At 44.5% G+C, this 20871-nt stretch carries 17 protein-coding genes; 14 read left to right on the forward strand and 3 right to left on the reverse strand.

The genetic code is table 11. The annotated features are described in order from the left end of the window. Both DUK53_RS12520 and DUK53_RS12525 read left to right on the forward strand, forming a co-directional pair. On the forward strand, window positions 1-645 hold the full coding sequence (locus DUK53_RS12520) for an ABC-2 transporter permease (RefSeq protein WP_036129696.1): 645 nt from the start codon (window positions 1-3) through the stop codon (window positions 643-645). A gap of 274 nt (window positions 646-919) precedes the next feature. After that, window positions 920-1744: an aldo/keto reductase gene (locus tag DUK53_RS12525; RefSeq protein ID WP_036129698.1), complete on the forward strand. Its 825-nt coding sequence runs from the start codon at window positions 920-922 to the stop codon at window positions 1742-1744. A gap of 50 nt (window positions 1745-1794) precedes the next feature. Here the strand turns inward: DUK53_RS12525 and DUK53_RS12530 are convergent, their stop codons facing one another. Next, the gene (locus tag DUK53_RS12530; protein WP_036129700.1) at window positions 1795-4098 is read right to left on the reverse strand and encodes a GW domain-containing glycosaminoglycan-binding protein; all 2304 of its coding nucleotides are present in this window, start codon (window positions 4096-4098) and stop codon (window positions 1795-1797) included. A gap of 454 nt (window positions 4099-4552) precedes the next feature. Between DUK53_RS12530 and DUK53_RS12535 the strand changes: the two genes are divergently transcribed. From DUK53_RS12535 to gorA, 7 genes are all read left to right on the forward strand, one after another. Then, complete coding sequence (locus DUK53_RS12535; RefSeq protein ID WP_036129702.1) at window positions 4553-5470, forward strand: diacylglycerol kinase; 918 nt, start codon at window positions 4553-4555, stop codon at window positions 5468-5470. 498 nt (window positions 5471-5968) lie between these two features. Beyond that, window positions 5969-6823 carry a class II fructose-1,6-bisphosphate aldolase gene (gene fba, locus DUK53_RS12540; protein ID WP_036065624.1) on the forward strand — a complete coding sequence of 285 codons (855 nt, stop codon included), beginning with the start codon at window positions 5969-5971 and terminating at the stop codon, window positions 6821-6823. 270 nt (window positions 6824-7093) lie between these two features. Further along, window positions 7094-8239: an FAD-dependent monooxygenase gene (locus DUK53_RS12545; RefSeq protein WP_036129704.1), complete on the forward strand. Its 1146-nt coding sequence runs from the start codon at window positions 7094-7096 to the stop codon at window positions 8237-8239. A 293-nt stretch (window positions 8240-8532) separates the two neighbouring features. Next, window positions 8533-9804, forward strand: a complete 1272-nt coding sequence (locus DUK53_RS12550) for a UDP-N-acetylglucosamine 1-carboxyvinyltransferase (RefSeq protein WP_036089621.1) — start codon at window positions 8533-8535, stop codon at window positions 9802-9804. 268 nt (window positions 9805-10072) lie between these two features. Continuing rightward, complete coding sequence (rho, locus tag DUK53_RS12555) at window positions 10073-11344, forward strand: transcription termination factor Rho (protein ID WP_036089624.1); 1272 nt, start codon at window positions 10073-10075, stop codon at window positions 11342-11344. Between the two features lie 102 nt (window positions 11345-11446). Next, entirely contained in the window at window positions 11447-11692 is a 246-nt protein-coding gene (locus DUK53_RS12560) for a type B 50S ribosomal protein L31 (RefSeq protein ID WP_036065627.1), read from the forward strand. A 595-nt stretch (window positions 11693-12287) separates the two neighbouring features. Then, window positions 12288-13640 carry a glutathione-disulfide reductase gene (gene gorA, locus DUK53_RS12565; protein ID WP_036129707.1) on the forward strand — a complete coding sequence of 451 codons (1353 nt, stop codon included), beginning with the start codon at window positions 12288-12290 and terminating at the stop codon, window positions 13638-13640. A 47-nt stretch (window positions 13641-13687) separates the two neighbouring features. Here the strand turns inward: gorA and DUK53_RS12570 are convergent, their stop codons facing one another. Together DUK53_RS12570 and DUK53_RS12575 are read right to left on the reverse strand one after the other, a co-directional pair. After that, the gene (locus DUK53_RS12570; protein WP_036129710.1) at window positions 13688-15064 is read right to left on the reverse strand and encodes an MATE family efflux transporter; all 1377 of its coding nucleotides are present in this window, start codon (window positions 15062-15064) and stop codon (window positions 13688-13690) included. A gap of 16 nt (window positions 15065-15080) precedes the next feature. Beyond that, window positions 15081-15512, reverse strand: a complete 432-nt coding sequence (locus DUK53_RS12575; RefSeq protein WP_036129713.1) for a MarR family winged helix-turn-helix transcriptional regulator — start codon at window positions 15510-15512, stop codon at window positions 15081-15083. Window positions 15513-15766: 254 nt separating this feature from the next. Between DUK53_RS12575 and DUK53_RS12580 the strand changes: the two genes are divergently transcribed. From DUK53_RS12580 to prfA, 5 genes are all read left to right on the forward strand, one after another. Next, window positions 15767-17053 carry a homoserine dehydrogenase gene (locus DUK53_RS12580; protein ID WP_036089635.1) on the forward strand — a complete coding sequence of 429 codons (1287 nt, stop codon included), beginning with the start codon at window positions 15767-15769 and terminating at the stop codon, window positions 17051-17053. 3 nt (window positions 17054-17056) lie between these two features. Then, on the forward strand, window positions 17057-18115 hold the full coding sequence (thrC, locus tag DUK53_RS12585; protein WP_036129715.1) for a threonine synthase: 1059 nt from the start codon (window positions 17057-17059) through the stop codon (window positions 18113-18115). Further along, window positions 18115-18981: a homoserine kinase gene (gene thrB / locus DUK53_RS12590; RefSeq protein ID WP_077917801.1), complete on the forward strand. Its 867-nt coding sequence runs from the start codon at window positions 18115-18117 to the stop codon at window positions 18979-18981. The genes thrC and thrB overlap by 1 nt, the downstream gene beginning before the upstream one ends. A 206-nt stretch (window positions 18982-19187) precedes the next feature. Beyond that, window positions 19188-19760, forward strand: coding sequence for a thymidine kinase (locus DUK53_RS12595; RefSeq protein WP_036089648.1), 573 nt, complete (start codon window positions 19188-19190; stop codon window positions 19758-19760). Window positions 19761-19793: 33 nt separating this feature from the next. After that, window positions 19794-20870 (forward strand): peptide chain release factor 1, encoded by a 1077-nt coding sequence (prfA, locus tag DUK53_RS12600; RefSeq protein ID WP_036089652.1) that lies wholly within the window; start codon window positions 19794-19796, stop codon window positions 20868-20870. Window position 20871 lies beyond the last annotated feature (1 nt).

A 20871-nucleotide genomic window follows, 5' to 3' on the forward strand; every position in this document is an offset into this window, starting at 1 on the left:
GTGTATGCATTGATAAGGAAAGATTTTTGTGCTCAGACGAAAGTGACGGCTTATTATCTGATTTTTGTTGTAGCTCTGTTAGCTTTATGGATGAATCAGGGATTTGTAACATGGGCTCTTTATGCTTTGGGCGCGACTATGATTTCGATGGCTCCGATTTTTGCAGCACTCAGCTATGACGATAAAAGTGGTGGTGAGCTAATAGCAATTTTGCCAGTTTCTCGGGGCAAGATAGTTATTGCAAAATATATATCGAGCTTGATTTTCATGATTTTTGCTATGGTGTTTATTTTTATAAGCACACTAATTATCGGCCTATTTATCGAAAGTGGAAGTGGGATACGTGCGCATTTTGTTTCGATAGGATTTGTTGTGGCTGGGCTATGTTTCTTTTTTGCTATTGTTTTTCCTTGCTACTATTGGCTCGGGTTTCAGCGATTGAGCTATATGTACACAGCTCTGGTTGTTCTTTTTGGTGCGGGACTGGTGGCTTTATATCAGTCTGATTTTGGGCATTGGTTAGTACGGTATTTGGCGGATATGTCGATAGTTGTACTTGCAGGCGTTCTTCTGGTTATTTCTATTGTAGCCTACGCGGTATCGTTATGCTGCTCGTTACGTATTTTTGCGAAAAAAGATGTATAAGTACCAAAATGTAATTTTCATGAATTTCTCATCTAATTCTTGATGGGTTATCATGTTGGACCTGTATTATAGAGAATGTAAAGAGGATAGTAATTACTTTTTCCCCCTTTTTAGTAGTTGTTCATCCGATAGAACTCCTTTTTAACCATCGCGGTTTCCCCCCTTTTTCCGCGGTGGTTTTTTGTGCTCAGAATGGAGGAGGCTTAAGGCTTGCATCTCTGGGGGGCATTAGGTGTATAGTAGAGAGGTAAATAGAAATCGGGAGGCTGGTAAAATGAACATTAATGATACGGTAACACTTGCAAATGGCGTGGAGATGCCACAGTTTGGTTTTGGCGTTTGGCGTGTGAATGATGGGGAAGAGGCAGTGAATTCCGTGAAGTGGGCGATCGAAACGGGATACAAGAGCATTGATACGGCTGCTGCTTACAAAAATGAAGAAGGTGTGGGACGCGCAATTAAGGAATCTGGGGTGGCGCGCGATAGCCTTTTTGTAACGACGAAGTTATGGAATGCGGATCAAGGTTACGAATCGACATTAGCTGCTTTTGACACGAGTTTAGAGAAGCTAGGCTTAGATTACGTTGATTTATACTTAATTCATTGGCCGGTGGAAGGTAAGTTTGTCGATACATGGCGTGCCTTTGAAAAATTATACGCAGATAAAAAAGTACGCGCGATCGGTGTTTGTAATTTCCATGAGCATCATTTGGATGAATTATTAAAAGAAGCGAAAATCGCGCCGATGGTGAATCAAATTGAGTTGCATCCGTTGCTGTCTCAAGAACCATTACGCAAATATTGCGCGGATAAAAATATCGTCGTAGAAGCATGGAGCCCGCTTGGTAGTGGTAAAGTTCTCGATAATAGCGTGATTAATTCCATCGCCAAAATTTATGAGAAGTCGGTGGCGCAAGTCATTTTACGTTGGGATTTGCAACACGGTATCGTGACAATTCCAAAATCAGTCCACCAAAACCGCATTATCGAAAACGCGAATATTTTTGATTTCGAGTTGAAAGAATCAGAGATGAAGTTGATTGATAGTTTGAATCAGAATGAGCGTACAGGTCCTGATCCAGATAATTTTAATTTCTAGATGCGAAAAAAGCAGTAAATCCATTTTCGTGGATTTACTGCTTTTTCATGTTATTTAAGATTTGCTAGTAATGTCCAACCGATAACGACATTGCCATTCTTGAGGCGGTACCATACTTTTCCTTCGATATTAGCTTGACGATCTGCGGTTAATGTTTTGCCAGCAAAATTAGCGAGCGTTCCAACTTTAATCGGAGGATCATCGACAGGGAATGAGTAGAGTACACCAGCAGTATTAGCTACTTTTTTCGTTAAGTTCACTGGTTTTTCAGCAATTGCGCCATCATAAAATTTCGTCAGGGCACTTGCATTAACCCAACCAAGAAGTTGACCGTTTGAACTGATTTGGTAGTATAAGCCGCCAGTTGTTTTGGCTTCACGCAAGATACGGAGCTTTTTACCACTGTAATTGGAAAGTGGTGCAATTTTTGAATTGATACCGTATGTGTTCGGAACTAATTTCCAGATGTATTGATTTGCTGTCGTTTTTGTTTTACCGTAAGCGGTCAATGTTTTGTCGTAAACGGGTTGGTCGTAATTAGTCGGCGTAACGCTCACTGCGCGAACCCAACCAATCGACTCTGCGCCGTTCATTAGGCGGAACCAGAGTGTACCGTTAACCGTCATTTGTTTGTGAACAGTTAGTTTTAAGTTCAGATATTTCGTCAAATCGCCTTTACGTGTCGAACTGTCAACCACTGGGAAGTAGTAAATAGAGTCTTTTGGAAGCGCGACATAACGCGGCAGATTCGCCGTTTGTTCCATACTTGGTGTATAGAAAATCGATACGGCTTTGCTGTCTACCCAACCAATCGTTTTCCCATCAATGGCAAATTGGTACCAGATGCCTTTGCTTGTTTTCGCTTCACGAATGAGTTTTAAATTCTTACCGTTATAGGTAGAGAGGGGGTTGACAACTTTGGCGCCGAGTGTTCCGCTTGGTACAGTCCAGACGTTGTTGCCAGCAGCAGTTTTGACGCTAGCATAGGTTGTAGCTCCCATTACCTTGTCATAAGCGATTTGATCAAAAGCTGTGGCGGTAAGGCTTGAAGCGCGAACCCAGCCGACTGCTTCGGAACCGTTCATTAGGCGATACCATAATGTACCGTTTAGCGTGATTTGTTTGTTCGCAAGCAATGGTTTGTTCGTATAAGACGCTAATGTTCCTTTACGCACCGAGCTGTCAATCACTGGGAAATAATAAACGGATTCAGTTGGAACGTTGACGTAGCGAGTTAGATTTGCGGTTTGTTCCATGCTTGGTGTGTAGAAAGCAGTAACGGCTTTATTTTCCACCCAACCAATGATTTTCCCGTCAATGCTAAATTGATACCACGTGCCACTTTGCGTTTTTGCTTCGCGTAATAGTTTCAAATTTTTGCCAGTGTAGGCGGATAGTGGATTCACTTCGTTGGCTCCTGCTGTATTGAAAGGTGCTGACCAAACCGTGTTGCCAGCCGCTGTTTTGACATTAGCGTAAGTTGTAGCTGCGAATGGGACATTAGAAATAATTGTATCTTTACTCATCGCGTTGTATTTCTCAGTCACGAGTGCTAGGAACTCATTATAGCTGTAGCCCCATTTGTTGAAATAACCAATCGGATCGGTATGCGTTGTGCCACCTAGGTATTTACTGACTGCATTATGTGTCCAAACAGTTCCAACGCCATCTGTTTCAGCGCTATCAATCGGCAGTTTATATTTATCTAGAATGTAGGCTGTATAATAGGCATAATTATTAATCGAACGCGCAAACTCGTCAAAAGTCTTGTGCTCTACCAGTTCGTACTGAACAAAACGAGCGTTGGCAAAACGTCCTGCTCCCCAAACACCATAATCGGTCGGGTGAATTTGAATAATATTGCCTTTATCGACAAAACTATGCACAAAAGCGTTCTCCCAATTGCCACTCATGTAGTCAATCTCATTCTGAATGGTCGAATTTGGATTAGCCGTTTCATGCAAAACAACACCTTCTGGCTTGCCATAACCATTGCGATAGTTGAATTTCGTGAATTGCGACTGAATTTGGCTACTCAACTTTGCATTTGTAAAATTATTGGATTTGATATAGTTATTCACATTTGGATAGGCTGCTTTTGCATTTAAAACTCTGCTACGATCAGGAATTGGTGCATCCTGGTCTTCATCGGCATGTAAATCTCCAGTGAATGTGCCTTCCCGTTCTGCTTTTGGTACGTAGATTGAATTATCATCAATCGTTTGCGACCCGTCTTTTGCAGTGACTGCGCTAATATTATCAGCAGGTTGTTGTTCAACAGCCAGGACAGATATCGGTAAAACAACAGTTGTAAGCCCGACCGTCACAATAGCTGATTTTAATAAAGTCTTCAATTTTCCATCTCCATTCTAAAAAGTCCCCTTTGGTATTAAAAAGTACACGGTATGAACGCGATTGCTCCCAGTCTATTCCCAATGTACACAATGAATACTCCTATTATGTAGAAAATCAAGAAGAGAGTCAATAGAGTTTCCCTATCTTGGGCGCAATTTGAGCGAATGTATCTACTGTTTATGACAAAAATAGTAAGTGGTAGCAACATCTTTAGGACATTTAACTCGAATATTGACAAATTACCTACAATTCTATGTCGAAATAGCGTCAAAAAAGTCATTTAGTAAGTAATGTTACAACAAAATATTCCTGTATGCGTTTTAACTTGAAAAGTGAGCTATTCGGTGTACTAATTTTTGCATCAAAAAAGGTGGATTCGAGGCGCCCAATTTGACAAGAAAGAAGGAAAATAAGAAACTAAGATTATCACTGCATGAGAGAAGGGGAAAACTGTTGTTAAAGCGAATGTTAATCATCTATAATCCTGTTGCTGGGCAGCGCAAGTTTCACAAATTGATGCCGGTTGCAGAACAAGTTTTGGAAGAGGCGGGGTTTGATGTTACCTTGATTCCAACGACCGACCAGGCGAAAAGTGCGACTAAAATCGCGAAGCAAGGCGTATTGGACGGTTTTGAATTTATTGTTGCGGCAGGCGGAGATGGCACGGTAAATGATGTTGTCAACGGTTTAATGCAAGCGCCAACGCAGACCATTTTTGGGGTATTACCAGTGGGAACAACGAACGATTTCGCGCGCGCACTCGGGATGGCAAAAGATCCGGTGGAAGCCTTGCATATCATTGCAGCCGGTGCGACGGTAAAAGTTGATGTGGGTCAAGCAAACGATCAATATTTTATCAACAATGCGGCGGGTGGAAAAATTACCGAAATCACGTATGCTGTCAAAGAATCCATGAAAAACAAAATTGGACGCTTAGCCTATTTGGCGAGCGGTATAAAGTTACTACCAAAATTAGCTCCAAAACAAGTAAAAATCTCACACGATGAAGGCGTATTTGAAGGTGAAATCTTGTTGTTATTTGGCGCGTTAACAAACAGCGTCGGAGGTATGGAAAAACTGTGCCCACCAGCAATACTAAACGACGGATATATGGATTTGCTCATCTTGAAAAAAGTTTCGCCCGCAAAATTACTCAAATTACTTGCTTCTATTAAAAATGGTTCTCATCTCCAAAGCGAAGATGTCGTATACGTCAAAACAAAATACGCAGATATCGAATGCGAGGCGGGTTTGAACATAAGTTACGACGGCGTATATGGAGGAGAGACACCCTACAGATTGGAAGTCTTACCAGAAAAACTAGCAATTTTGGCAGATGCAGCCCGAATCGAGCACCGCATCCAGAAATAAAACGATTACATCAAAAATATCGACCTTCACTATGGTAAACCACTCACAAATCTGGTATTATTACAGTGTTAGGAAAAATAGCAATCGTTATTTTTCACAGCAGAAAATCAAATTTTGTAAGAGTCTGGAACTAAGCTCGAATGAAGCCGAAGAACTCCGAGCCCTATTTCTTTTTGGGTAGGATGAAGACTCGGCTTTATACAAATCGAGCGAAAGCGTTTGTATTCCGCAAGTTTCGCGGAAGCCGGAAGCGGAGTGTACGACTGTACATGATGACTGAAAGTAGGGAGGGAGTCATATCCCCGACCATGCGAGAAGTTAAGCGAAACTGTCCTTGTGTAGCAGAACCGGTGGATGGATTAACCGTTCACTACGTTCACGCTTATATTGGGACTGTAACTCATTACATGTCGAACAGTCCCAACAATGCGAACGCTTGCCGCCGATTTCCCCGGCTTATGCTCCACACTTTTATATTCCTGAGGAGGAAATTGTATTATGCCTATCGTTAGTATGACTGAAATGTTGAACAAAGCGTTAGCTGGTAAATATGCTGTAGGTCAATTCAACATCAACAACCTTGAATGGACTCGCGCTATTTTAGAAGCTGCAGAGCAAGAAAAAGCCCCTGTAATCCTTGGTGTTTCTGAAGGAGCAGCGAAATACATGGGTGGATTTACGACAGTAGTTAAAATGACTGAAGGACTTATGCATGACCTAAAAATCACTGTACCAGTTGCAATTCACTTGGATCACGGTTCATCTTTTGATTCTTGTAAAGCTGCAATTGATGCAGGATTCTCATCTGTTATGATCGATGGTTCTCATCACCCAATCGATGAAAACGTTGAAATGACTAAAAAAGTTGTTGACTACGCACATCCAAAAGGCGTTTCTGTTGAAGCCGAAGTTGGAACTGTTGGTGGCGAAGAAGACGGCGTAACAGGCGGAATCAACTATGCTGATCCTGCTGAATGTCTACGTGTTGTTAAAGAAGCTAACATTGATGCACTTGCTGCAGCATTAGGTTCTGTACACGGTCCTTACCACGGCGAGCCAGTTTTAGGATTCAAAGAAATGGAAGAAATCTCGAAATTAACAGGTGCTCCTCTAGTACTTCACGGTGGTTCTGGAATTCCTGAACACCAAATTAAACAAGCAATCGAACACGGTCACAGCAAAATCAACGTTAACACGGAATGCCAAATCGTTTGGACAGCCGCTGTTCGCGAAAAATTAGCTACAGATGATAAAGTTTACGATCCACGTAAAGTTATCGGACCTGGTAAAGATGCGATTGTTAAAACAGTTGTTGCTAAGATCCAAGAATTTGGTTCAAACGGCAAAGCATAATTTTATACTTAACGATGATAACGAGCCTAAATCTGGGCTCGTTATTTGTTGAGGTTGTTATGAGGCATCCCCCCAGCAGCCAAGCCAAGACAATAGACGAAACAAGCAGATATGAGGAAACTAAGACAGCATATACCCCAAACCAAATAAATAGCAGAAAATCAACTCCTCTCCTATTCTCCAAATACATAAATCAAAAGTCCGATACCCAATCTCCACAAAGCTTGATAAAATTAAAAGAAAACGCATACAAGAAATGAGGCGCAGAAAATGGCAAATAAATTTTTAATTATAGGCGGAGGAATCGCTGGTTTGATGACAGGAATAGCGCTTCAACAAGCCGGTTTTTCCGTAGAAATTTTTGAAAAGGCAGAGGAAGTTAAGCGGGTTGGCGCAGGGATTACCGTTGCACCGAACGGGATGGCAGCGCTTGAACAGCTCGGTTTGGCGGAACGAGTAAAGGCGATGGGAAATGTTAGCTCCAAAGGAATTGCGATTGTGGATGAGGTTGGCAAAGCTATTACAAAGCTAGACGATGAAAAATATGCCTTCCCGATTTACGCAATACATAGAGCCGATTTGCAGACAATTTTGCTAGGTGCTCTTCAAGAAAGTACATTAAAACTAGGTAGCAAATGTCACGATTTGATACAGGATGATTCGGGAGTTGTCGCTCAGATGGAGGACGGTTCTGAGGTTCGCGGAGACTACGCAATCGTTGCAGACGGGATCCATTCTATCGCGAGGAACTGTATTTTTGGCAAACAACCGCTCCGTTATGCGGGTTACACGTGTTGGCGTGGCATTGCTGAAACTTGGCCGAAAGATGCAGATCCTAAGTTATTCACAGAAACTTGGGGCACAAAAGGGCGCATTGGAATTGTCCCATTGGCAAACAAGGAAACATATTGGTTTGCGGTAGTTGGGGCGTCCGAGAATAGCATCGCCCATCAAACATATGAATTATCGCATTTAATAGAACGTTTTGGTCCTTACCACAAGCCGATTCGCGAAGTATTGGAAGCTACAAATCCAGATAAAATAATACGCGGAGATATTTTTGATTTGGAACCGATGAAAAGTTTTGCAAAAGGGCGCGTGGTTTTGATAGGAGACGCGGCACATGCGATGACGCCGAATTTGGGACAGGGCGGCTGTCAGGTGATGGAAGACGCGATTATTTTGCGGAACTGCTTGAAAAAGAATCATGATGTGGAGCAGGCTTTTGAGGATTTCAGTCTGGCTAGAGTTGGCAGAACAAAGAAAATTACAGAGCGCTCACGATTGATTGGAAAAATTGGGCAGTTGGAGGCGTCGTTTGTATGTAAGACGCGGAATATGGGAATGCGTTTGGCACCCGCGACGCTGCAACGAAAGCAGTTGGATTATTTGTATGATGTGGATTTGGATGGGTGAGGGAGTTAAGAAGCGAAGTCGAGCTGAATTAGAACCCCAATATGCATGAGAACGAAGTGAGCATGTAATCTATGTGCTGCGTCATGACCAGCACCTCCGGATCTAGCTTCAGAAGCCAGCCCCTCGAAGCTTTCACGCCCTCCATAAAAACCAAGAGCGGGTTTTCATTGCGGCCGCTCCAAGCTTTTTCGGGGCTAACGGGCTTCTTTAGCTTTTCAATATTTGCAAATTTCCTCAATATCAGGGATAATTAGCAACAAGTGAAATCTTTTTAATTAGAAAGAAGGAACGGTATGATTGAGAAATTAGTAATACAAGGTGGAAAAGAGCTATCAGGGACGTTGCGTGTGGATGGGGCTAAGAATAGTGCTGTGGCGCTTATTCCTGCTACAATTCTGGCCGATTCAGACGTTACCATTGAAGGTTTACCCGATATATCCGATGTACACACATTATATGCCATTTTAGAAGAACTTGGCGGAACGATTCATGCGGATACAGATGCTGTAACGATTGATCCGTCTAATTTAATTGATATGCCACTACCAAATGGCAATGTAAAAAAATTACGCGCTTCCTACTATCTCATGGGTGCGATGCTAGGCCGTTTCAAAAAAGCGGTTATCGGACTTCCAGGTGGATGCTATTTAGGTCCGCGTCCCATCGACCAACACATTAAAGGCTTCGAGGCGCTTGGAGCTACAGTCACAAATGAGCAAGGCGCTATCTATTTGCGTGCCGACGAACTAAAAGGTGCCCGTATTTATCTGGACGTCGTGAGTGTTGGTGCAACGATTAATATCATGCTTGCTGCTGTTAAAGCAACTGGTAAAACTGTCATCGAAAACGCAGCCAAAGAACCCGAAATTATCGATGTCGCAACCCTCCTTACAAGCATGGGTGCAAAAATAAAAGGCGCAGGCACAGACACCATCCGCATCGAAGGCGTTGAAAAACTTCACGGATGCCGCCACACCATTATTCCTGACCGCATTGAAGCCGGCACTTTCATGATTTTAGCAGCCGCAGTCGGTTCTGGAATCAAGGTCGAAAACATCATTCCAGCCCACATGGAAGCCGTGAAAGCGAAACTCGTCGAAGCTGGCGTATCCATCGAAATGGATGAAGATTCTGCCTATATCAGCAAAAGTGGTTCACTAAAAAAAGTAGATATCAAAACCTACGCCTATCCAGGTTTCCCAACCGATTTACAACAACCAATGACCGCATTATTAGCCGGTGCCCACGGAAGTAGCGTCGTAACAGACACTATCTATCCAAGCCGTTTTAAACATATCGATGAGCTAAAACGCATGGGTGGTCGCTTCAAACTTCAAAGTCGCGCAGCCATTGTGACAGGCCCAACGCAGCTTAGAGGAGCAACAGTTACCGCGTCAGATTTACGCGCAGGTGCCTCGCTTGTTATCGCAGGCCTTGCTGCAGACGGTGTAACAGAAATCCACGGCGTCGAACATATTGAAAGAGGCTATGGCCGTATTATTGAAAAATTAGAAGGTATTGGCGCTGATATTTGTAAGGTGTCACACGCCTCCGAAATCGTCTAGTCGTTCAGCGGAGGTAGAAGCACTCATATTCGTCGTTAAAGCCTGTGCGCTGGTGCTCACGTACCCAAGTACATTCCGCTCCAGTGCTCGGCTTTGCCTAGAATCTGAGCACTTCTACCTCCGCTGAGGCTCGGCAGGAGATCGTGAAATGCGTGAAAACATCAGTTTCTTTAATTCAAATTTTGTTAGTAAGTCATAAAAGAACATTCTTAATCCTCAGCTCTCCTAAAATCCTCTTTACAAAAAATCCAAAAGGTGGTCAAATTATATGCCGGACATATCCATTTCCTATCTGGAAAAACTGACAATTAAAGAAATTTATGCGCTTGCAAAGGAACATAAGATTCCCTATTATAGCAAGCTCACGAAACGAGAACTCAGCTTTGCTCTGCTAAAGGCAAGTGCTGAAAAACAAGGCTTCTTCTTCATGGAAGGCGTTCTTGATATTATTGCCTCGGAAGGTTTTGGCTTCCTGCGCCCCATCAACTATTCCGCGAGTTCCGAAGACATCTACATATCAGCTTCCCAAATCAGACGTTTTGATCTAAGAACAGGTGATAAAGTTTCAGGAAAAGTCCGTCCTCCAAAAGAGAATGAACGCTATTTTGGCTTGCTTCACGTCGAGGCGGTTAACGGTGAAAATCCAGAAGTCGCGAAAGATCGTGTCCATTTTCCCGGCCTAACGCCGCTTTATCCTGATCGCCAAATACGTATGGAGATTGGTCAAGAGCCGATTTCAACGCGTATGATTGACATGATTGCGCCGATTGGTTTTGGTCAACGTGGACTCATTGTAGCCCCGCCTAAAGCTGGTAAAACGATTCTTTTAAAAGAAATTGCTAATGCGATCACAGAAAATAGTCCAGATGCAGAATTGATTGTACTACTAATCGATGAACGTCCAGAAGAAGTAACCGATATTGAACGCTCCGTCAAAGCAGAGGTTGTTAGCTCGACGTTTGACGAAGTTCCAGAGAATCACATCAAAGTTGCAGAACTCGTCTTAGAACGGGCAATGCGCCTTGTAGAGCAGAAGCGTGACGTTATTATTTTGATGGATAGCATTACGCGTTTAGCCAGAGCCTATAATCTCGTTATTCCACCGAGCGGTCGAACGCTGTCAGGTGGTATCGATCCAGCCGCGTTCCACAGACCGAAGCGCTTTTTCGGGGCTGCTCGAAATATCGAAGAAGGCGGAAGTTTAACAATCTTGGCGACGGCGCTTGTTGACACCGGTTCGCGGATGGACGACGTTATCTACGAAGAATTCAAAGGAACCGGAAACATGGAGCTTCATCTCGATCGCGCGATGGCAGAACGCCGCGTCTTCCCAGCCATTGATATTCGCCGCTCAGGAACGCGTAAAGAAGAACTCCTACTTCCAAAAGAAAACCTCGAACAGCTTTGGAAAATCCGTAAAATTATGCCGATTCAAGGCGATGCACTAGACATTTCAGAACGCTTTATTCGCTATTTGAAAAAGACGCCGACGAACGCAGATTTTTTCGAAGTTATCCAAACAGAAATGTTTAAAAAATAAGCCTTGCTAAATTAGAAAAGCATTGTTATAATGAGTTTACTGTGTGCAATTGTGCAGAAATTACTCTGTTTCAGATGATTCAGGGCGAAGGAGTTGAAAACAATGAAAGCTGGAATTCACCCGGAATACCGTCAAGTGGTATTTCTTGATACTAGTACAGATTTCAAATTTCTTTCTGGTTCTACTAAGGGCTCGAACGAAACTATTCAATGGGAAGATGGCAACGAGTATCCATTACTACGTGTCGAGATCAGTTCTGATTCTCACCCATTCTATACTGGTAAACAAAAACATGCGACAGCCGACGGACGTGTCGACCGTTTCAACAAGAAATACGGCATCAAATAAAAAAGTCACCCTCGGGTGGCTTTTTTATTTGATACCTTGAGCCTATGCGGGGTAAATCGGCGGCAAGCGCTCGCATTGTTGGGGCTGTTCGAAATGGAATGAGTTACAGTCCCAATATGCCTAGGAGCATCGCGAATAGGCGTTCCTTCTGGAGATGTATAACAAGGATGCGGTACATCTTTACGGTTCTGCTACACAAGAGCCGTTTCGCTTAACTTCTCGCATGGTCGAGGAAACTACTCTCTCCCTGCTTTCAGTCATCACGTACACCAGTACGCTCCGCTTTATTGTGGTTCTTTGAAGTGAAGCGAATTAGAACCTTAGTATGCAAAGGAATGAAATGAGTTTGCCATCCTTTTTCACCAAATCACTTGATTCCAACCGCTTTCGTTCGATTTGTGTAAAGCAGAATGTACGTCTTACGCAGAAAAAGAAAAAATTAGTGGACCATTGGAGAATTTTTAGTTCTTCTTTGTACAAAGCCCCAATCAAAGTGAGAAAAACATAAAACCGCGCAACAAAATCCAAACATTTTCATTTCAATCTTGCTTGGGGTAGAATTGGAGGATAGAGAAATAAATGAGGAGGTTTTCATATGGTGGAACATTATGATTATATAGCGATTGGTGGAGGTAGTGGCGGGATTTCTTCGGTGAATCGTGCGGCTAGTTATGGGAAGAAATGTGCGCTTGTGGAGCCGAAACATCTTGGTGGGACGTGTGTGAATGTTGGCTGTGTTCCTAAAAAAGTGATGTGGTACGGGGCTCAGATTTCAGAGGCGATGCACAAATATGCGCCGGATTATGGGTTCGATGTGAAACAGGAGCGTTTTGATTTTGCGAAGTTGGTGGAAAATCGGGAAGCGTATATTGAGCGGATTCATGGTTCGTATCAGCGCGGACTCGATCATAATAAGGTCGATATTTTGAAGGGATACGCGTCGTTTGTGGATGAGCACACGATTGAGGTGAACGGTAAGCATTATACGGCGGATCATATTTTGGTCGCGACTGGTGGGAAGCCTGCTTGGCCGGATGTTCCTGGTGCAGAGTTGGGGACGGACTCGGATGGCTTTTTTGCGTGGACGGAGTTGCCTAAAAGCGTGGCGGTTGTTGGTGCTGGCTACATTGCGGTGGAACTTGCGGGCGTATTGCAGGGCTTTGGTGTAGAGACGCATTTATTTGTTCGGAAACACGCGCCATTACGCAATTTTGACCCCTTATTAGTGGAAACTTTGGTGGAGGTCATGAAGGAACAGGGACCGACGCTTCATACGGAGGCGATTCCTAAGGAGGTCACACAAAATGAGGACGGCTCGGTGACGCTTCATTTGGAGGATGGCCGGACGCAGACGGTGGATAAATTGATCTGGGCGATTGGCAGAACACCGGTGACCGAGACGCTGAATTTGGCGGCAACGGCTGTGGAGCTGGATAAAAAAGGCTACATTAAAGTGGATAAATTCCAAAATACGGCGGTTCCAGGAATCTATGCGGTCGGGGATATTACGGGGCATATCGAGCTGACACCGGTTGCGATTGCGGCTGGGCGTCGCTTGTCTGAGCGGTTGTTTAATGGGAAATTGGATGAGCATCTGGATTATAATCTGATTCCGACGGTTGTTTTTAGTCATCCGGCGATTGGGACGGTTGGTTTGACGGAACCGGAAGCGATAGAGAAATATGGGGAGACGCAAGTGAAAGTGTATACGTCCTCGTTTACCTCGATGTACACGGCGATTACAGAGCACCGCGAGCCTTGCCGAATGAAGTTGGTTTGTGCTGGTGATAATGAGAAAGTGGTCGGCTTGCACGGCATCGGAACGGGTGTTGATGAAATGATTCAAGGCTTTGCGGTTGCGATGAAAATGGGCGCGACGAAAGCTGATTTTGATAACACGGTTGCGATTCATCCGACGGGTTCTGAGGAATTTGTGACGATGCGTTAATTAGATACTTTAAAAGCGCCATTCCGAGCTGGGAACGGCGCTTTTTTTTAGGAAGCTGTACTTATTTTGACTCCGGTCACAGCGGGTGTTTTTAATTTTTTCTGGAAGGCAATGAAGAAGATAAGCCCCATCACGGCGGTTATGATTTCGGTGATTGTCATGGACCAAATGACGCCGTGGAGGCCAAGTGTTGCGTGTAGAATCAGAATCATTGGGATGTAAAGGACGCCTTGTGTGATGGACATAACCATCGTCGCTGTACCTTGTCCGGTTGCTTGGAAAAGACTGATGAATAAGCCAGTAAAGCCGTTGAATATTGCTGATACAAGCATAGCCACGAGAATGTAGGTGCCAACGCTTAGAACGCTCGGGTCGTTAGAGAATAGGTGGATAATTGGCGCCCTAAATAGGTAAACGAAGCCGACGAATGTAACGGAAATGATGCCGATATAAAGGGACGCTTGTTTCATACCAGCTTTAAATCTCGGAATATTCTTACTAGTAAAATTAAAGGCGAAGAATGGAATGAGACCAAAGAACAGTCCCATAGCTAAAAATTCTGGGATTTGAACGATGCGTAGTGCAATTCCGAATCCAGCGATAACATTATCGCCATATTGGATCGCAAAATTGTTGAGTAGTAAGGTTGTTACGATTAAAAAGGCTGATTGTAATAGTTCGGAGACGCCAATTTTATAAATTTCGAGTTGGTCTTTGATGGAGATTTTGAAGTGTTTCAGGAAGCCTTGTAAATGTTCGCTGCGTTTTTCTAGGAAGTAGAGGTAGTAAATGGCGGAACCGAGTTGGGATAAAATCATGGCAAGTGCAGCTCCGGCAACGTGCCAGCCTAGGCCTAGAATCAAAATAGGATCGAGAATGAGGCTGAGGCCGGTGCTGATGAAAATGCCGTACATGGATTCTTTGGAAGCGCCGCCCGACCGGACTAATTGTTCCAAAGCGAAGTTCAGTATGACGATGAAACCGCCTGCGAATAAGGTTAGCGCATAAGTTTTGGCGTAATCAAAGGTTGCTGCATCAGCACCGAGTAGTTGGGTAATAGGATTGATTAAAAAGAAAGCAAGGAGTGCGAGCAAAAGTCCGGCAATAATGCTGGCGTAGAATGTGTAGCCGGCGATGCGCTTGCCTTTTTCGGTGTCTTTTTGGCCATTGAGGCGGGTGATAAATGTGCCACCTCCGACGCCGAACACGTTACCGAAAGCCATGAGAACGGTGAAAATTGGTAAGCCGAGGGTGATCGCGGAGAGCATGCTAGTATCGTGTAGCAATCCGATGAAATAGGCGTTGATGACGTTATAAATAGTGCCGACTGACATCCCGATCATCATGGGAATCGATAAATGGGCGATGGCTTTTTTCACGGGTGCGGTTTCTAAATAATATTGATCTGAAAATTTCTTGGTCATGTTCTTTCCTTCTTCCTTATAGGCTATCTTGTACTTTTTCCAAAAGCGATTTTAATTGTTCGGTTTCGGTAGCGGTGAGGTTTTGCGTGATGCTGGCTTCGATTTCGGCAAAAATGGTGTTGAATTCTTCTATTAATGCCACGCCTTTATCTAGGACGTAGATTTTTTTTTGGCGTTCGTTGTTTTCTGGGATGACGCGTTTGATGTAGCCTTTTTTCTCGAGGCCTTGTAGCATGCTCGTGATGCTGGCGCCTTTACGATTGAATTGGGTGGCGAGATCTTTTTGAATAACGCCGCGGTCCTGGTTCTCAAAAATATAGCCAATCATGCGTCCTTGCTGGCCGTTGAGGTCTAATTCGCGAAGTCTGGCATCGGCGGTCATCTTGATTTTCATCCCAACGCCTCGGAATAAATCGGAATACGGGGTGTTTAGTGGTTGATTGCTCATTTTAATTCGACTCCTTATAGTTAGAATTCTAACTTAATAAAGTGATTATAATAGATAGAATTCTAACTGTCAAGTCTCTAATTTAAACAAGAAAGAGATGCAGCCTTTTTTACGTTTCCCTCCCTAGATGTGATAGTCTTGTGAACATTGTCCTAAATGAATATTCTGATATGTCAAATAATCCTTTGCTTTATGATAAGAAATTGCGTATAATAAGCATAATTACATGGTTTTATAACTGAGGAGGTTGACAAGTGGAAGCGAAATTAGAAGTTGGGATTTTAGGATTTGGAACAGTTGGGAGTGGTGTCATTCATATTTTAGAAGAGCATGCAGAGAAAATTAGTCAAATGACTGGCTACCAAGTGAGCGTCAAAACGGTGCTCGTGCGCGACCTAGAGAAAAATCGTCGTTACGAGACGAAGGGATTTAGCTTGACCACGGAACCTTCTGACATTTTAAATGATCCAGCCATTTCGGTGGTTGTGGAAGTTATGGGAAGCATTGAACCGGCGCGTGAGTATGTCTTACAGGCGCTTAATGCTGGGAAACATGTTGTGACGGCGAACAAGGATTTAATCGCGTTGCACGGGGACGAACTGATTGCTGTTGCGCAGGCGAACCAATGTGATTTATTTTACGAAGCGAGCGTTGCTGGTGGAATTCCGATTTTGCGCACGATTGTGAACGGGCTCGCGGCTGATAAAATTCAGAAAGTTATGGGAATCGTGAACGGTACGACGAACTTCATGTTGACGAAAATGAAGACGGAGAAGCGAAGTTATGAGGATGTTTTGAAAGAGGCGCAGGACTTAGGTTTTGCGGAATCTGATCCAACGAACGATGTGGACGGAATCGACGCGGCTCGCAAAATGGTTATTTTGACGCGATTGTCATTTGGCATGAATGTGGACTTGGCGGACGTGGATACGGTTGGTATTCGTGGGATTGCGCCGCGGGATATGGAAGTTGCGGAGCAGTTGAAATACGTGATTAAATTGGTCGGTACGGCGGAAGAGAAGAACGGTTCGGTCGCGGTTAGCGTTGGGCCAGTGCTCTTGCCGAAATACCATCCGATGGCGGGCGTGAACAACGAGAATAATGCGGTGTTTGTAACGGGTGCTGCGGCTGGAGAGACGATGTATTACGGGCCTGGTGCTGGTGAATTACCTACGGCGACGAGTGTTGTCAGCGATATTATTACGGTTGCCAAAAACAGCAAGTTAGGCATTAACGGCAATGTATTTAATAGTTATAAACATGATACGAAGCAGACGGTACCGGAAGAAATTTTCTCGAAATATTATTTGCGGATTGTCATGGATGATAAAACGGGAACGTTCCTGAAATTAACGCAGATTTTTGCGGAAGCGGGCGTTGGTTTTGATAAAATTTTGCAGGAACCGCTGGATGAGTTTACGGCGACGGTTGTTGTGGTGACGCATGTGACGAGCAAGGCACAACTGGAACAAGCGATCGAAAAAGTGAAACTGGAACCGCAAATGCAAGTCGAAGCGAAATATCAAGTTGTGGAGGGATAAAGCATGTATGAAGGATTATTGAAACGATATAAGGATTATTTACCGATTACGGACAAAACACCGATGATTGGCTTGGCGGAAGGGAATACACCGCTTATTCCGTTACCGAATTTGTCGAAGGAACTTGGCGTGACGTTATATGGGAAATATGAAGGCTTGAATCCGACGGGGTCGTTTAAGGATCGCGGAATGGTGATGGCTGTTGCAAAAGCGAAGGAAGAGGGCGCGACGGCGGTCATTTGTGCTTCTACTGGGAATACGTCGGCGGCAGCGGCTGCGTACGCGACTCGCGCGGGGATGAAGGCGTATGTCGTGATTCCAGATGGCAAAGTGGCGCTTGGTAAATTGGCGCAGGCCGTGATGTATGGCGCGGATATTATCGCGATTCAAGGGAACTTTGATGAAGCTTTGGACGCGGTTCGTGAGCTTGCGGAAACGGAAGCCGTTGCGCTTGTTAACTCGGTGAATCCGTATCGTTTGGAAGGCCAGAAGACGGCGGCGTTCGAGGTTTGCGAACAACTAGGTGGGAAAGCGCCAGACGTGCTTGCGATTCCGGTTGGGAACGCGGGGAACATTTCGGCGTATTGGAAAGGTTTCAAAGAATGGGACGGTCATTTTGGCGTTGGTTTACCGCGGATGCATGGTTTTGAAGCGGAGGGTGCGGCGGCGATCGTTCAAGGTGCGCCAATCAAGAATCCTGAGACGATTGCGACGGCGATTCGGATTGGTAACCCTGCAAGTTGGGGCTTGGCTGAGGCTGCGCGTGATGAGTCTAAGGGTTATATCCATTCGGTGACGGACGACGAGATTGTGAATGCTTACAAAAAAGTCGCAGCGCAAGATGGTGTGTTTATTGAGCCAGGCTCGGCGGCATCGCTTGCTGGCGTAATTCAACACGTGAAAAGTGGCGCGATCAAACAAGGCGAAACGGTCGTGTGTGTGTTCACTGGAAACGGCTTGAAAGACCCGGATACGGCGATGAGCGTGCATGAAGTTCCAATTTCGCATGTGGAAGGCGTGGACGCAATGCGTGATTACTTGCGCGGAGGCGTGACGAAATGATTAGAATCCAAGTTCCGGCTACAACAGCGAATCTTGGACCAGGCTTTGATTCGTGTGGTCTTGCGTTATCGCTTTATTTGACGCTAGAAGTTTTGGAGCCAGCAAAAGAGTGGCATATCGCGCATGATTTAGGCGACGGAATCCCGATGGACGCGTCAAACGTCATCGTCGAAACCGCGCTTAGCATCGCGCCAAATCTCGAACCACACAATTTGAAAATGCTCTGCGATATCCCAGCGGCGCGCGGACTTGGAAGTAGTTCGGCGGCCGTTGTGGCAGGCATTGAGCTTGCGAATATACTCGCGAATTTGGAGTTGACGCCAGAACGCAAAGTCGAGATTGCCGCGGAAATCGAAGGCCATCCGGATAACGTTGCCCCAGCCGTGCTCGGTAATTTTGTCGTTGGTGCAAAATTGGATGGTGAAGATTTCTACGTGAGGCATCTTTTCCCAGACTGCGCGCTGCTCGCGTTTATTCCGCAAGAAGTACTCCTAACGAGTGAGAGTCGCGGTGTTTTGCCGGATCAGCTTCCGTACAAAGAGGCGGTCAAAGCTAGCAGTATTGCCAATGTGATGATCGCGGCGCTTTTGCAAAATGATTTGAAACTCGCAGGTGAGATGATGGAACGCGATTTATGGCATGAGAAATATCGTGCCAAACTTGTGCCTCATCTGAAGCCTTTGCGTGAATTGACGAAAGCGAACGGTGCCTACGCTGCGTGTTTGAGTGGCGCGGGTCCAACGATTCTAATCTTCGCTCCAAAAACGGAAAGCGAGAATCTGATACGTGTTATGAAGGAATTCGATCAAACGGCGACGGTCCTTTCATTAACTGTAGAGGGAAATGGCTCGACGATATTTTCATGAATAAACTACAAGTAAAGTATCGTTTTTACGCTTTACTTGTAGTTTTTTTGCCATGCGCATTTAAGAATCTTGCATAGAAAGTTACCTTCAGAATGAGGCTGTTGCTACTTTTACACATTCTCCAAAACAATACCTGTTGTCCCAAATTACGCGCTATGATAGAATGAAAAAGAGTTTTTAACATGGGAATGCGAGGTTTTGAGTGAATGGCACAGCTTTTCTTTAGATATGGTTCAATGAACAGCGGTAAAACAATTGAAATTTTAAAAGTGGCACATAATTACGAGGAACAAAATAAGCCGGTCATGATTTTTACGTCAGGTATCGATGATCGCGATCAAGTCGGCATCATTTCGAGTCGGATTGGCTTAAAACGCGAGGCAACACCAGTATTTTCAGCGACGAATCTGTATGAAGAAGTCGCAAAAATCGAGCCAAAACCGTATTGCGTACTACTCGATGAATCGCAATTTTTGGAGAAAAAACATATCCTGCAACTAGCGCAAATTGCAGACGGACTCAACATCCCCGTCATTGCTTACGGCCTAAAAAACGATTTTCAAAATGAACTTTTCGAAGGTTCCAAGTATTTATTGCTTTACGCAGACAAAATCGAGGAAATGAAGACGGTTTGTTGGTTTTGCACGAAAAAAGCAACGATGGTTTTACGTGTGGATGAAGAGGGGAAACCAATGTATAAAGGCGACCAAATCATGATTGGCGGCAATGATCGTTACTATCCAGTATGCCGAAAATGTCACGCCAACCCATCAATTTAACATTTTAACAACTAAAAAATGAGGTGAACCTAAATGTATGATCGTTTACAAGCGGTGGAAGATCGCTATGATGAATTGAACGAATTGCTGAGCGACCCGAACGTGGTCAGTGACGCGAAAAAGCTCCGCGACTATTCCAAAGAGCAATCTGGCATCACCGAAACAGTCGAGACATATCGCGAATACAAAGAAGTGACCGCGGGACTTGCGGAAACGCGCGAAATGATGAACGAGAAGCTCGACGATGACATGAAAGAAATGGTGAAAGAAGAATTTAATGAATTAACGCAAAAAAAAGCCGAACTGGAAGAAAAACTGAAATTATTGCTCGTTCCAAAAGACCCGAATGACGACAAAAACGTTATTATGGAGATTCGCGGAGCTGCGGGTGGCGATGAAGCCGCTCTATTTGCTGGCGACTTATTCCGGATGTACTCACGTTACGCCGAATCTCGCGGTTGGAAAGCCGAAGTTATGGAAGCGAACGCGACGGGAATTGGTGGTTATAAAGAGATCATCGTATTGATTAACGGCGCTGGCGCTTACTCACGTCTGAAATACGAAAATGGCGCGCATCGTGTACAACGTGTTCCAGAAACCGAATCAGGCGGTCGAATCCATACATCGACGGCGACCGTTGCGATTTTGCCAGAAGCAGAAGATGTGGAAATCGACATTAAAGATAACGAAATTCGGACGGATACGTTCGCTTCGAGTGGTGCGGGCGGACAGAGTGTCAATACGACGATGTCAGCCGTACGTTTGACGCATATTCCGACGGGGATTGTTGTTTCGATGCAGGATGAACGTTCCCAAATTAAGAATAAAGAAAAGGCGATGAAAATTTTGCGTGCTCGGATTTTTGATAAATTTGAGCGTGAAGCACGTGAGGAATACGATACACATCGGAAATCGGCAGTTGGTACCGGTGACCGTTCTGAGCGGATTCGGACGTATAATTATCCACAAAACCGTGTGACAGACCACCGCATTGGTTTGACGATTCAAAAGCTCGATCAAATTATGGAAGGCAAGCTGGATGAAGTGATCGACGCGCTTATTATGGAAGATCAAACGAGCCGACTCGACCACCTAAGCGACGGTATGTAAG

This window comes from Listeria sp. SHR_NRA_18 (assembly GCF_003856515.1).
Classification (GTDB): Bacteria; Bacillota; Bacilli; order Lactobacillales; family Listeriaceae; genus Listeria_A; species Listeria_A newyorkensis.

Excerpts from the sequence above, each read along its gene's own strand:
- rho (WP_036089624.1), top strand. The coding sequence starts at position 10,073 with ATGCCGGACATATCCATTTCCTATCTGGAAAAACTGACAATTAAAGAA.
- prfA (WP_036089652.1), top strand. The coding sequence starts at position 19,794 with ATGTATGATCGTTTACAAGCGGTGGAAGATCGCTATGATGAATTGAAC.
- thrC (WP_036129715.1), top strand. The coding sequence starts at position 17,057 with ATGTATGAAGGATTATTGAAACGATATAAGGATTATTTACCGATTACG.
- DUK53_RS12570 (WP_036129710.1), bottom strand. The coding sequence starts at position 15,064 with ATGACCAAGAAATTTTCAGATCAATATTATTTAGAAACCGCACCCGTG.
- DUK53_RS12545 (WP_036129704.1), top strand. The coding sequence starts at position 7,094 with ATGGCAAATAAATTTTTAATTATAGGCGGAGGAATCGCTGGTTTGATG.
- fba (WP_036065624.1), top strand. The coding sequence starts at position 5,969 with ATGCCTATCGTTAGTATGACTGAAATGTTGAACAAAGCGTTAGCTGGT.
- DUK53_RS12560 (WP_036065627.1), top strand. The coding sequence starts at position 11,447 with ATGAAAGCTGGAATTCACCCGGAATACCGTCAAGTGGTATTTCTTGAT.
- DUK53_RS12575 (WP_036129713.1), bottom strand. The coding sequence starts at position 15,512 with ATGAGCAATCAACCACTAAACACCCCGTATTCCGATTTATTCCGAGGC.
- DUK53_RS12550 (WP_036089621.1), top strand. The coding sequence starts at position 8,533 with ATGATTGAGAAATTAGTAATACAAGGTGGAAAAGAGCTATCAGGGACG.
- gorA (WP_036129707.1), top strand. The coding sequence starts at position 12,288 with ATGGTGGAACATTATGATTATATAGCGATTGGTGGAGGTAGTGGCGGG.
- DUK53_RS12595 (WP_036089648.1), top strand. The coding sequence starts at position 19,188 with ATGGCACAGCTTTTCTTTAGATATGGTTCAATGAACAGCGGTAAAACA.
- DUK53_RS12525 (WP_036129698.1), top strand. The coding sequence starts at position 920 with ATGAACATTAATGATACGGTAACACTTGCAAATGGCGTGGAGATGCCA.